Origin of the sequence: Pseudalkalibacillus sp. Hm43 (assembly GCF_051842935.1) — a bacterium.
Taxonomy (GTDB): Bacteria; Bacillota; Bacilli; order Bacillales; family Fictibacillaceae; genus Pseudalkalibacillus.
The window spans coordinates 971,059-984,159 of the sequence record NZ_JBPXRR010000001.1 but is presented as its reverse complement, the minus strand read 5'-3'; the positions used below and the strand labels follow the sequence as shown (position 1 = coordinate 984,159).

Annotated in this window: 11 protein-coding genes; 1 reads left to right on the top strand and 10 read right to left on the bottom strand. The window is 45.6% G+C overall.

Annotated elements, in window-relative coordinates:
- Positions 1-57 precede the first annotated feature (57 nt).
- The gene (locus ACSVDE_RS05240) at positions 58-1,773 is read left to right on the top strand and encodes an Rqc2 family fibronectin-binding protein (protein WP_439299900.1); all 1,716 of its coding nucleotides are present in this window, start codon (positions 58-60) and stop codon (positions 1,771-1,773) included.
- Positions 1,774-1,995: 222 nt separating this feature from the next.
- On the opposite strand, the gene ACSVDE_RS05235 is transcribed toward ACSVDE_RS05240, so the two are convergent.
- The 10 genes from ACSVDE_RS05235 to ACSVDE_RS05190 form a co-directional block, all read right to left on the bottom strand.
- Entirely contained in the window at positions 1,996-2,634 is a 639-nt protein-coding gene (locus ACSVDE_RS05235; RefSeq protein WP_439299899.1) for a TVP38/TMEM64 family protein, read from the bottom strand.
- Between the two features lie 161 nt (positions 2,635-2,795).
- Positions 2,796-3,443: a class I SAM-dependent methyltransferase gene (locus tag ACSVDE_RS05230; RefSeq protein WP_439301933.1), complete on the bottom strand. Its 648-nt coding sequence runs from the start codon at positions 3,441-3,443 to the stop codon at positions 2,796-2,798.
- A gap of 29 nt (positions 3,444-3,472) precedes the next feature.
- Complete coding sequence (gene pyrE, locus ACSVDE_RS05225) at positions 3,473-4,108, bottom strand: orotate phosphoribosyltransferase (RefSeq protein WP_439299898.1); 636 nt, start codon at positions 4,106-4,108, stop codon at positions 3,473-3,475.
- Entirely contained in the window at positions 4,089-4,811 is a 723-nt protein-coding gene (gene pyrF, locus ACSVDE_RS05220; RefSeq protein WP_439299897.1) for an orotidine-5'-phosphate decarboxylase, read from the bottom strand. The genes pyrE and pyrF overlap by 20 nt, the downstream gene beginning before the upstream one ends.
- Positions 4,784-5,722 (bottom strand): dihydroorotate dehydrogenase, encoded by a 939-nt coding sequence (locus ACSVDE_RS05215; protein ID WP_439299896.1) that lies wholly within the window; start codon positions 5,720-5,722, stop codon positions 4,784-4,786. Before ACSVDE_RS05215 ends, pyrF begins: the two co-directional genes overlap by 28 nt.
- Positions 5,719-6,495: a dihydroorotate dehydrogenase electron transfer subunit gene (locus ACSVDE_RS05210; protein WP_439299895.1), complete on the bottom strand. Its 777-nt coding sequence runs from the start codon at positions 6,493-6,495 to the stop codon at positions 5,719-5,721. Before ACSVDE_RS05210 ends, ACSVDE_RS05215 begins: the two co-directional genes overlap by 4 nt.
- On the bottom strand, positions 6,492-9,701 hold the full coding sequence (gene carB, locus ACSVDE_RS05205) for a carbamoyl-phosphate synthase large subunit (protein ID WP_439299894.1): 3,210 nt from the start codon (positions 9,699-9,701) through the stop codon (positions 6,492-6,494). Before carB ends, ACSVDE_RS05210 begins: the two co-directional genes overlap by 4 nt.
- A complete protein-coding gene (locus ACSVDE_RS05200; protein ID WP_439301932.1) occupies positions 9,686-10,786 on the bottom strand; it encodes a carbamoyl phosphate synthase small subunit in 1,101 nt (366 codons plus the stop codon). Before ACSVDE_RS05200 ends, carB begins: the two co-directional genes overlap by 16 nt.
- Positions 10,786-12,069, bottom strand: a complete 1,284-nt coding sequence (locus tag ACSVDE_RS05195; RefSeq protein WP_439299893.1) for a dihydroorotase — start codon at positions 12,067-12,069, stop codon at positions 10,786-10,788. The genes ACSVDE_RS05200 and ACSVDE_RS05195 overlap by 1 nt, the downstream gene beginning before the upstream one ends.
- The gene (locus tag ACSVDE_RS05190; RefSeq protein WP_439299892.1) at positions 12,053-12,967 is read right to left on the bottom strand and encodes an aspartate carbamoyltransferase catalytic subunit; all 915 of its coding nucleotides are present in this window, start codon (positions 12,965-12,967) and stop codon (positions 12,053-12,055) included. The genes ACSVDE_RS05195 and ACSVDE_RS05190 overlap by 17 nt, the downstream gene beginning before the upstream one ends.
- Positions 12,968-13,101 lie beyond the last annotated feature (134 nt).

The following is a 13,101-nucleotide window of genomic DNA, read 5'->3' as shown; positions in this document are numbered from 1 at the left end:
AAGAAATCATCTCGTAGCTAAATAAAGAAGTATTTAATACATTGGAGTGAACACAGTATGTCCTTTGACGGAATCATGACCAGAGCCATCACACATGAATTGACTGAACACCTTTCAAAAGGAAAGATCACGAAAATCTATCAACCCTTCCCGACGGAACTCATTTTTGTCATCAGATCAAAAGGGAAGTCTCATAAACTACTCTTATCCGCTAATGCTAGTTATCCAAGAGTTCATATTACGGAACAGCAATACGAGAATCCGAAAGTTCCACCTATGTTCTGCATGCTGTTAAGAAAGCATCTGGAAGGGGGTGTCATTGATGAGATCGAGCAACCAGGGATGGAGCGGATCCTCATTTTCAACATTGCATCCCGAAATGAGATAGGTGACATTACTCATAAACGTTTGATCGTTGAGATCATGGGACGCCATAGCAATATCTCTCTTGTCGATGCAGATACAGATTTGATTCTGGACTGCGTGAAACATATCCCACCGTCTCAGAATCGGTATCGTACATTACTACCTGGCAGTCCGTATGTGTTCCCGCCAGCCCAAGACAAAATCAACCCACTGGAAACAGATGAAGAGACGTTTATCAGAAAGCTGGATTTCAATAGTGGTAAAATCGACCGGCAGATTGTCCAACAGTTCGAGGGATTAGCGCCTATCGTTGCGAACGAGATCGTTCATGGCTCCCAACTGGGGAATAAGCAATCATTATCCTCTTCTTTCATGACACTGATGGAAAAAGTGAAGTCACACGATTACTCACCGCAAATGGTCATCACCGACAAGAAAGAGTATTTCTCAGTGATCGAGCTTTCCCACTTGAAAGGTGAGGCAACAAGATTTGAAGATGTAAGCACCCTTTTGGATCGCTTTTATTTCGGAAAAGCTGAAAGAGATCGGGTCAAGCAACGAGCATCCGACCTAGAACGCTTCCTAAGAAATGAACTGAAGAAGAACGAACAGAAAATCCCGAAACTGAAATCGACCTTATCAAACTCCGAAAAAGCAGACACTTTCAAATTGTACGGTGAGTTGATTACGGCGAATATCTATCAGCTCGAGCGAGGCATGAACAAAGCGGAAGTACCGAATTACTATGATGAAAATGCCGAAATGATCACAATACCGATGGATACGCAAAAGACTCCATCTGAAAATGCCCAGCAATATTTCAAGAAATACAATAAGATGAAAAATTCAATTGAACATATCCACCAACAACTTGATGAGACAAATGACGAAATCCGTTATCTGGAGTCCCTTTTACAGCAGTTGGAGTCCGCTTCCGCCAGTGATGTCGAGGAAATCCGTGAAGAACTTGAAGACGGACATTATCTGAAAAAGAGGAAAAACGTTCAAAAGCGAAAGAAAAACGATAAACCTTCGATTGAACGGTATCGTTCTACAAAAGATGTGGATATCTGGGTCGGCAAAAACAATAAACAGAATGACTATTTGACGAACAAATTTGCAAATGCTTACGACACATGGCTCCACACGAAAGATATTCCAGGTTCCCATGTCGTCATCCGTGATAGCGAACCGGATGAAACGACCTTGATGGAGGCGGCCAACATCGCTGCCTATTTCAGTAAAGCGAAGCATTCCGGCTCTGTTCCAGTCGACTATACACATATCAAACATGTGAAAAAACCGAGCGGTGCGAAGCCTGGATTTGTAACATATGACCATCAAAAAACAATCCATGTGACACCGGATGAAGATCTCGTCTACCAGCTCAGACAACGGAATAGTTGAAAATAGACTTTAAGAGGTTTATTTCTCTGTGTAGTAGTGAATTATACTTCTAAGACTTCATATAACGATTCATAAAAAATTTCGAATTAAGAAAGGAAGTATGAATTATGCTACGCACTATTCTAATGATTATCGGAGCAATCGTCGTTATCAGTTTTATCATCAACATGCTCTAATGTCGGATCATGCACAACTATTATAAAGTACAAGAAAGGCAGCCACTTAAGTGGCTGCCTTTCCTCGTTCCTCCTTTTTTGTCCAAAGCCTGTAAACCAGAAAGACGACAAGCAAGAACAGGAGATAAACGAACAAACCGATGACGAGATTACGGATGGAAGAAAATAGTTGACTTCCTCCGAAAGCGAACATGAACATCGGTGGAATTTTACCGATAGAAGATGCTGTTAAATAGACAAGAAAGGACATTTTCGTCAATCCAGAATAAATATTGACAACAGGTGGGGGTACAATCGGTACCATACGTGCGAATAGTATCGTGATAAAAGCGTTTTTCTCGATTAATCCATTGAATTTATGGATTCCATCAAACTTTTGTATGTAATTCCTGAAATAGTCGGCAAATAGATATCTTGCGGATAGGAAATAGATGAGAGAAGCTGTAACACCACCCCACCAATTGATGAGAAGACCGATCCAAATGCCATACTTCGCACCCATGATCCCGGCAAACAATGTATAGGGCACAACGGGGATCGTCGCAAAAAAAGATGAGAGCAAGAACATGATGGGCAGTTTGGAAGTGTCGCTTTCTTTGATCCAGGCCAATAGGAACTCCCGGTTCATGAATACCAGCACCACAGCAATGATGTAAAATACAAGGATGAACCACTTTTTCTTCATCAGAACGCCAACTCTCTTCTCCTTCATGATGTTAGCGTTCGACGAATGTATAATCTTATACCCATTTGATGATTTAATAAGTGATTTCCTCTCCAATCAACTTGCACACCGTTGTACAAAGAAAAAAGACGCTTCAATAAATGAAAGCGTCTTTCGAGATTTTAGACCTTTGCAGTTGTAATCATGGCAAGTCCATCTAAAACTTCTGTATTGATGACTTCCGTTGCTCCCAAATGCATGAGTAAGTCTGTCATGTCCTCTTCCGAATATCGATGTCTTCTCGTAGAGACATTCGACCATTTCAACAATGTAGTTTGTTCGAATCCTGTAATCTGGTGTGCCTTGCTATATTCAAAGGCATTCATCTGATCCATTTTTTTACTCGGGTTCAACATTGTGATTGTCCCACCTGGTTTGGTTACGCGGATCATTTCCTTAAGACCTTTTTCGGGCTCAGGTAACAAAAACATGACACAAGTCGAAAGAGCAATATCAAACCGGTCCTCCTCGAAAGGTAACGCATAGGCATCTGCAATGAGGAAAGTGCTCTTCTCAGCACGGTTATGTAAAAAGAAATTCTGTTGACTCGCTTTGATCATTTCAGAAGAAAGGTCAACACCAGTTAGATGCTCGGCCTCTTCTACTCCCTTCAGAAGCAGGCGACCCGTTCCGCATCCGATATCAAGCACTTGCGCACCTTCCCAATTTCCCGATTGTTCTTTCAAACGCTTATGGATAGAACTCAACCAACTTGTCCTCGCCATCCCATCAAAGAACGAGACAAGCTGATCGAATTCTTCCCCATCCATTTTTCTCAAGACTGCTCACTCCAGAACTGTTATTTCGTAACCGCGTTGGACCACGCTTCAGGATCCTTACACCATTCCTTCAAATGTACAATCGAATCATTTGTAATCCTTCTATCATTTACGGCTACATTCACTAATGTACTAAAATCCGTGATCGTTTGCACGTTTAATCCAGCTTCTGAAAGAGCTGTTTTTCCTTTTTGCAATTCGTAGGTGAAGATTGCTGTACAACCCAAAACTTCAGCTCCCCTCTCTAATAAAGCGTTCATCGCATTCAATGCACTTCCACCAGTGGATATCAAATCTTCAATGATGACAACTTTATCCCCTGGTCGGATTCTCCCCTCAATCTGAGAACCTGTTCCATGCGCTTTCGGTTTGGATCGGACGTAGACCATCGGTAAATTCAATCGGTCTGCGATAAGAGCAGCATGAGGAATCCCAGCAGTTGCTGTACCTGCAATCACGTCTGCATCAGGATAATGTTCTTGGATCTTTTCAACGAAGAATGACGCAATGTCTGATCGTATTTCCGGATAAGAGATGATCAATCTGTTGTCACAATAAATCGGTGAACGTAATCCAGACGACCAGGTGAAGGGTTCATCTGGACTTAAGGTAACAGCTTCTATATCCAATAAATATTTAGCGACTTGCTCTTTCATAAGTTTGCCCCCATTCATTCATGATGGTCTGATAGGTTCTGGAAGGATTTTCAGACTTTGTGATCGTTCGTCCTACTACGATAAAATCACTGCCTAATCGTTTTGCATCGAGTGGAGTCGTCACTCGTTTTTGATCATGTCGGTCATCGGTATCCAAACGAATACCTGGCGTTACAGTCAAAAATGAAGGGCTGCAATGGTCACGGATGAGTGGTACTTCTAGTGGTGAACAAACGACACCATCCATACCTGCCTTTTCAGCATTCGATGCAAGGTGAATGACGGAATCTCCCACCGTCCCCGAAAGACCGACTTCGTGATTGATCATTTCAGAAGTTGTACTGGTCAATTGTGTCACGGCGATACATTTCGGTCTTAGTCCTTGAGCTCCTTCTTCAAGGCCTTCCAAAGCCCGACGCATCATTTCAGTCCCACCCATGGCATGGACATTGACCAGATCCACCTCCAATTTAGACAGTCCGACCATCGCTTTATGGACTGTCGTCGGTATATCGTGCAGTTTCAAGTCCAAAAAGATCGAATGACCTCTTTCCTTCAACATGCGTATTAGCTCGGGACCTTCTTGATAATATAACTCCATACCAACCTTTAGGAATAGGCGCTCATCACGATAATGGCTCAAAAACGAAGTTACATCTTCTTTAGAAGGAAAATCTAGTGCGATAATGACGGGCTGTAACATGACTTCCAGCTCCTTCCGATCAATTCACTGATATGGTCGACTTTCTTATCTATCAAATTTTGTTCCAACTCATCGATGATTTCTGGACAGATGAATGGATTAACAAAATTGGCTGTGCCCACGGCAACTGCGCTTGCACCTGCCAGGAAGTATTCCAATACGTCATCGGCTGAAGTGATACCGCCCATACCGATGATTGGAATCGAGACACGTTGGCTTACTTCATAGATCATCCGGATCGCTACCGGTTTGATGGCAGGTCCTGACAAACCACCTGTACGATTAGCGATGACGGGTTTCTGAGATTTTAAATCGATCCTCATACCGAGGAGCGTGTTGATCATCGATAAACCATCGGCACCTGCTTCTTCCACCGCCACAGCAATTTCAGTAATGTCCGATACGTTAGGAGATAGCTTCACATATACCGGTACTTCTGAAACCTCTTTTACCGCTCTCGTCAGGCCAGCTGCAATTTCCGGATCCGTCCCGAAGGAAATGCCGCCTTCTTTTACATTCGGACAGGAGATGTTCAATTCAAGTGCAGTCACGTTCGGTGCCTTAGATACTTCCTCCGCAACCTTCACGTAATCCTCCGTTTTCGTACCTGCGATGTTCGCGAGAATAGGTACATCATAATCTGCCAAAAAAGGCAGCTCTTCTGATAAAACTTTCTTGAGCCCTGGATTCTGTAAACCGATTGCATTCAACATGCCTCCTGGCGTCTCAGCAACACGAGGAGTCGGATTTCCGAACCGGCTTTCTTCTGTCGTCGCCTTGATCGCAATTGCACCTAAGCTGCTCAAGTCATAATATCTCGCAAACTCTCTCCCGAATCCAAAACAGCCGGACGCTGGCATGATCGGATTTTTCATAGAGAGGCCTGGTAATTCAAGCGCCAATCTGCTCATAGCTGGATCACTCCTTGTGGAAAAACTGGACCATCTGAACATATTTTACGGTATTCAGTACCCGTTGGATCTTCTTTTACTGGACAGACGCATGCGAAGCACGCACCTATGCCACACCCCATCCGCTCTTCGAATGAATAATAGGCACGGGCAGGATTCAGTTGTTCTTCAATCGCCTTCATCATTGGTGTAGGTCCACACGTGTACAACACGTCGTATTGTGGATTCTCTTTCAGAACATAATCGGTTACGAAGCCTTGATATCCGAGAGAACCATCAATCGTAGTCACAAACGTTTCACCAAGCTGATCGAATTTCTCTACATAAAATGCATCTTTCTTAGAAGCGTACCCTAGCACATGCTTCACACGAATGTTGCGTTCGACCAATTTACGAGAAAGATAATACAGCGGAGGTACTCCGATTCCACCCCCGATTAGCAGGGCGGTTTCCCCTTCCTGCAACGCATCAAGTGGAAAACCGTTCCCTAGAGGTCCCAAAATGTCCAGCGAGTCACCCGCTCGCTTCTTCGATAACAGGCGGGTGCCTTCTCCTTCAGCACGGTATAAGATCGTACACCGCTTTTGCTCCAGGTCCACATCACAAATGCTGATCGGTCTTCTTAAAAGTGGCATATATTGTTCTCCGACACGGATGTGGAGGAACTGGCCGGGCTCTGTCATCTGCTCGACCAATTCTCCTTCAAATGTCAATTCGTAGATTTTATCCGCAATCTGTTCCTGGTGTAGAATCGTCGTCCATTCTTTTATCAAACGAGCACACCTGCCTTCTTTCTTTCGAAGGAAGGCATTTCATTCGCCGAGAAGGTCATGGATTCAATCACATTCAATAGTGCTTTGACCGTATCGAATGAGGTCAAGCAGACCGCACCGTTCTCAACCGCTTCACGGCGGATCCGGAAGCCGTCTCTAGCAGGTTGCTTCCCTTTTGTCAGGGTGTTCACGACAAATTGCACTTCCCCCTGCTGGATCCGATCGAGCAAGCTTGGACTGCCTTCCTGGATCTTATTGACGACCGTAACTGGAATACCGTGCTCAGATATGAAGTTGGCAGTTCCTTCTGTCGCAAGGATTTGATAACCGATGTCATAGAATCGCTGCACGAGATCGAGCCCTTCTTCTTTATCTTTGTCAGCGATGGTGAACAAGACTGATCCGAACGTAGGCATTTTCATTCCTGAAGCGATCAACCCTTTGTATAATGCTTTTTCCAAAGTACGATCCCTTCCCATGACTTCTCCAGTCGATTTCATTTCCGGACCTAAAGTGATGTCGACTCTTCGCAGTTTCGCAAATGAGAAGACAGGTACTTTGACGAATACGTCTTTCGGTTCGTCATGGTATCCTGTTTCATACCCTAAATCGACCAAACGCTCTCCAAGTATCGCCTTTGTAGCGAGGTTCGCCATCGGAACTCCGGTAATTTTACTAAGGAAAGGTACCGTCCGGCTTGATCTCGGATTCACTTCCAGGACGAACAGGTCATCGTTACAAATGACGTACTGGATGTTGAGCAACCCAACGATCTTCAATCCTTCTGCCAATTTCGTCGTGCACTCGATGATTTGCTCCTTCATACGGCTGGAAATCGTTTGCGGTGGATAGACCGCGATCGAATCGCCTGAATGGACACCTGCTCGCTCGATATGTTCCATGATGCCCGGAATATAGACCGTTTCTCCATCAGAGATCGCATCGACCTCAATCTCTTTTCCGAACAAGTAACGATCGATCAATACAGGGTGTTCAGGGTTGATTTTCACTGCATTCTCCATGTACTGGAGGAGCTCTTGTTCTTGATAGACGATTTCCATCGCGCGCCCACCAAGTACATAGGATGGTCGGACAAGTACAGGATAACCGATCTCTCTCGCTATCTGGACTGCCCCTTCAACCGAAGTAGCCGTTTTCCCAGGAGGCTGTGGTATGCTGAGTGATTGCAATGTCCGTTCGAATTTGTCCCGGTCTTCCGCTCGGTCCATGTCCTCTAGGCTCGTTCCAAGAATTTTCACACCTCGTGCACTCAACTCAGACGCCAAATTGATGGCTGTCTGTCCACCGAACTGGACAACAACTCCGATCGGATTTTCCTGACGGACGACATGCATGACATCCTCAACCGTCAAAGGCTCAAAGTAAAGCTTGTCGGACGTACTGAAATCGGTCGATACCGTTTCTGGGTTGTTGTTGATGATGATTGCTTCGTATCCTGCTTCCTGGATCGCCCATACCGTGTGTACCGTTGCATAGTCGAATTCAATCCCTTGTCCGATTCGAATCGGACCAGAACCTAGAACGAGTACGCTTTCTTTTTGGCTGACTTCAACTTCATTTTCCATGCCATATGTGCCGTAATAATATGGAGTTGCAGAATCGAATTCCGCTGCGCACGTATCCACCATCTTATAGATCGGGAACAGATCCTGCTCTTCACGGAAACGGAAGATGTCCACTTCTTTCGTGTTCCATAGCCGCGCAATCACCTTGTCAGAGAATCCTCTCAACTTCGCCTCTTTCAACACATTGATTTCGTATGGATGGGAGGCGAGTTTCTTTTCAATCTCTGTAATGTTCTTCAGTTTGTATAGGAAGAATGGATCGATCTTCGTCCAATCGTAAATCGTGGAAACTTCCACACCCACTCGCAACGCCTCTGTTACGTTGTATAGTCTTTGATCGTCGGTCGTTTTCAGGACTCCTTCCCAATTTTCAACCTGATTTGAATCGATAGAACTATGCAAGTGATCGATATCCGTTTCAAGCGATCGGACGGCTTTTAATAAAGACTCTTCGAAGTTGCGGCCAATCGCCATCACTTCACCTGTCGCTTTCATTTGCGTGCCTAACGTACGGTTTGCCGCTTCAAATTTATCGAATGGCCATCTTGGAATTTTCGTGACCACATAATCCAGTGCTGGTTCGAAAGAAGCATACGTCCGACCAGTGACTGGGTTCTTCAATTCATCAAGAGTGAAACCGACCGCGATTTTCGCTGCAAGCTTTGCAATCGGATAACCGGTCGCTTTAGACGCAAGAGCTGATGAACGACTGACCCGTGGGTTGACTTCAATGATGTAATAGTTGGCACTATCCGGATCTAGCGCGAGTTGGACGTTACATCCACCCTCGATTTCAAGAGCTCGGATGATTTTCAAGCTTGCGTTACGGAGCATCTGATACTCCCGATCCGTTAAGGTCTGGCTCGGTGCAACGACGACCGAGTCACCCGTGTGTACTCCGACCGGGTCGATGTTTTCCATGTTACAGACGACGATCGCGCCATCGTTTCCATCTCGCATTACTTCATATTCGATCTCTTTGAAGCCTGCGATGCTCTTTTCAAGCAAGACTTGAGAAACCGGACTATATTTCAGACCGCTTGAAACGAATTCATTCAATTCAGCTTCGTTGTTGGCGATGCCTCCACCTGTTCCACCAAGTGTGTACGCCGGTCGAATGATGACGGGATATCCGATTTTTTGGACGAACGCCTTCGCTTCAGGTAAAGAACGGATGATTTCGCTTTCCGGAATCGGCTCATTCAATTCGTTCATCAACGTTCTGAACAAATCGCGGTCCTCCGCCTTTTGAATTGAATTGAGGTTCGTCCCGAGCAATTCGACGCCATGCTCTTCCAGAATTCCTGCTTCAGAGAGTTCCACAGCAAGGTTTAAACCGGTTTGACCTCCAAGTGTCGCAAGGACCCCATCAGGTTTTTCCTTACGGATGATCCGGCTGACGAAATCGACTGTTAATGGTTCAATGTATACTTTGTCTGCCATCGTCGTATCTGTCATGATCGTAGCTGGATTGGAGTTGACGAGTATGACTTCATAACCTTCTTCTTTTAACGCTTGGCAAGCTTGGGTTCCGGCGTAATCGAATTCAGCAGCCTGACCGATGACGATCGGTCCTGAACCGATGACGAGAATTTTTTGGATATCTATACGTTTTGGCATAATACATTCCCCGCTTTCTTTGAAGTAGACATCAGAGCCAAAAATTGTTCGAACAGGTCGTTGGAGTCGGTTGGTCCAGGTGAAGCTTCTGGATGGAATTGGACGCTGAACGCTGGGAATTCTTTATGACGATACCCTTCAATCGTTCCGTCATTGATGGCCACATGCGTGACGATGAGCCCAAGTTCTTCAAGTCCGTTCGGTTCGACCGTATACCCATGATTTTGAGAAGTGATCATCACTTTGTTCGTATCCAAATCTTTTACTGGATGATTGACGCCTCTATGTCCGAATTTCATTTTCATCGTTTTCGCTCCACAAGCCAATCCGAGCAATTGATGACCTAGACAAATGCCGAAAACCGGCACTTTTCCGAGTATGCTTCTCACCATTTCAATCGCTTGTGGAACGTCTGTCGGGTCTCCAGGGCCATTACTGAGCATTACGCCATCCGGCTGCAGTCTGAGAATCTCTTCTGCACTGACATCATAGCGGACGACTGTCACATCACAACCGCGCTCAATCAAATCTCTGAGAATACCACGCTTTGCACCGAAGTCGACAAGCACAACTCGCTTCCCTCTACCTGGCAACGTATATGGCGTACTCGTGGATACTTTCTGTACTTGATCTGTCGGCAACGGCATCTGTTGAAGGGATTCAATCACCTTTTCAACTTGGACATCCATGCCACACATTTTCCCCTTCAATGTCCCATGTGTACGGATTTTTTTCGTCAGTGCACGTGTATCGATCCCGGTCAGTCCAGGTATATCTTTCACTCTCAGCAATTCATCAAGTGTACTCGTCGATTGCCAGTGACTTGGCTCAGATGCCGCTTCGCTCACGATGATGCCTGCAGCTGCTGGTTCGATTGATTCGAAGTCTTCATGATTGATTCCGTAATTTCCGATCAAAGGGTACGTAAACGTGATGATTTGATCACAATAAGAAGGATCTGATAAAGTTTCCTGATAACCCGTCATTCCTGTCGTAAAGACGACTTCACCAGTCGAGTCCCGATCACTCCCTATTGCCATCCCTTCGAAAATACTGCCATCTTCTAAAATGAGTTGTCGCTTCATCATGCAAATACACTCCCATTCTTGTATGCTACTTTTCCAGCTACTAATGTCAGGACTGGCCATCCGTTACAGATCCGGTCCGTAAACGGTGTGTTCCGCCCTTTGGACAGAAAATGATCCGGTTGTATCGGTTTTTCGTGCTCCATATCTAACACGACTAGGTCAGCAGGTGCACCTTCTTCAATTCTTCCATATGGTAATCCGAAGCACTCGGAAGGTTTTGCTGTCATACGATCGATCAGGAATGCCAGATCACAGATTCCTGGTTTCACAAGGTAGGTATATAAGAGTGGGAATGCTGTTTCAAGACCAACGATCCCGAATGGCGCTCTTTCGATCCCGACCGATTTTTCTTCCTCAGTATGTGGTGCATGGTCTGTTGCAATGAAGTCGATCGTTCCATCCAACAGCCCTTCTATTAGGGCATCTCGGTCCTCTTCACTCCGTAATGGTGGGTTCATTTTAAAATTGGGTGATTGCTCGACGATATCTTTTTCACAGAGTAAAAGGTGGTGAGGTGTCACTTCAGCGGTGACATGAATACCCGCTTTCTTCGCATCGCGTACGACTCGGACAGACTCCTTCGTACTGATGTGGCAGACGTGATAATGGACGTCTGTCGCTTCTGCAAGCAACACGTCCCTTGCAATCTGCACACTTTCACAAACAGAAGGGATCCCTTTCAATCCTTGTTGTTTGGAGTATTCACCTTCATGCACACAGCCACTATGTATGAGGGAATTCTCCTCACAATGAGCGACGATCGCCATGTCCAGCTCAGATGCTTTCTGCATCGCTCGGAGCATCGTGTCTGCATTCTGTACGCCGACACCGTCATCGGTAAAAGCGAATGCCCCTTCCGCTTTCAAGCCTTCAAAATCGACGAGCTCGTCTCCAATTTGTCTGATTGAGATGGAAGCATAAGGCAAAACTCTCGTAACAGCTGTTTCCTTGATACGCTTTTGAAGGTTGCGCATCGTTTCCACACTGTCCGGAACAGGACGTGTATTCGGCATTGCAGCTATGGTCGTGAAACCGCCTTTCGCAGCGGCAAGCGAGCCGGTTTCTATCGTCTCTTTATGCTCTCCACCTGGTTCACGCAGATGGACGTGGAGATCGACAAACCCTGGTGCTAGCAAATTACCTTCCAGATCAAGGACCTCGTGACCATCCGCCTCTATTTTTGAAGCGATTTCTGATACCTTCGATTCATTGATCAAAACATCCACCAATCCATCTTGCTCTTGATTCCATAACCTTGCGTTTTTAAGTAGTAATCCCATAGCTTTCTACCTCCTTGAGTTGTAATGCCCATTCCAGGACAGCCATCCGTATTGCTACGCCATTGGTCATTTGTTTAAAAATACGAGAACGATCACTTTCCACGAGTTCATCAGCGATTTCGACACCTCGATTGACTGGAGCTGGATGAAGGATGATACTTTGCGGCTTCATCCGCTTTTCCCTTTCCACCGTCAAGCCGAATTGCTCGTGATATTCCTCTTTCGTCATGTCCATCATGTCGTGATGCCGCTCATGCTGGATCCTCAGCATCATGACCGCGTCTGCTTCTTCGATTGCCTGATCGATCGGCATATAGGTTCCATTCGGCATCTCTTCATCAAACCATTGTTCCGGCCCTGAAAAGAGGACTTTCGCACCCATCTTCTTCAGTAAGCTTGCATTCGATCGAGCTACACGACTATGTCTCAAGTCCCCTATTATCGCGACTGTCAGTCCTTGTAATACGATGAACTCCTGGCGGATGGTCAACAAGTCCAACAAAGATTGGGTTGGATGGTTTCCACACCCATCTCCCGCATTCAACACCGGAATGCCAACCTCTTTCAGCTGTTCAAAATATCGATCCTCGTCATGACGGATGGTGACAGCGTCCGCCCCGATTGCCTCCAGCGTACGGACCGTATCATACAACGACTCCCCTTTTTGGACACTGGACCCTTCCGCTTCGAAGTTAAGGACATGTAAGCCTAATCGTTTCTCCGCAACTTCAAAACTGAATTTCGTCCGGGTACTCGGTTCATAGAACAGGTTGGCAACGAACTTTTTTTCCTTAGGCTCAGAGATCTCGAAATTCTGATCGAGAATTTCTTGTGCGCGATCCATTATGTTTTCAATGAAAGCAGGACTCAATGTATCAATTGTGAGTAAATGATTCATGGGAACCACTCCTAATTATGGTTGTGTAAAAAAACACGCCTTAGACTAAGTCAAGGCGTGTTGAAGCAAAAGGTCCTCGACGAACTTCGGACCTTTTGCAAAACAGCCCACCTTTATAAGCCTCTCTGGACATT

Coding starts and splice junctions, on each gene's coding strand:
- pyrF (WP_439299897.1), bottom strand. CDS start 4,811: ATGTTACAGCCCGTCATTATCGCACTAGATTTTCCTTCTAAAGAAGAT.
- ACSVDE_RS05230 (WP_439301933.1), bottom strand. CDS start 3,443: ATGGATGGGGAAGAATTCGATCAGCTTGTCTCGTTCTTTGATGGGATG.
- carB (WP_439299894.1), bottom strand. CDS start 9,701: ATGCCAAAACGTATAGATATCCAAAAAATTCTCGTCATCGGTTCAGGA.
- ACSVDE_RS05195 (WP_439299893.1), bottom strand. CDS start 12,069: ATGGGATTACTACTTAAAAACGCAAGGTTATGGAATCAAGAGCAAGAT.
- pyrE (WP_439299898.1), bottom strand. CDS start 4,108: ATGAAAGAGCAAGTCGCTAAATATTTATTGGATATAGAAGCTGTTACC.
- ACSVDE_RS05240 (WP_439299900.1), top strand. CDS start 58: ATGTCCTTTGACGGAATCATGACCAGAGCCATCACACATGAATTGACT.
- ACSVDE_RS05200 (WP_439301932.1), bottom strand. CDS start 10,786: ATGAAGCGACAACTCATTTTAGAAGATGGCAGTATTTTCGAAGGGATG.
- ACSVDE_RS05235 (WP_439299899.1), bottom strand. CDS start 2,634: ATGAAGAAAAAGTGGTTCATCCTTGTATTTTACATCATTGCTGTGGTG.
- ACSVDE_RS05190 (WP_439299892.1), bottom strand. CDS start 12,967: ATGAATCATTTACTCACAATTGATACATTGAGTCCTGCTTTCATTGAA.
- ACSVDE_RS05215 (WP_439299896.1), bottom strand. CDS start 5,722: ATGAGCAGATTGGCGCTTGAATTACCAGGCCTCTCTATGAAAAATCCG.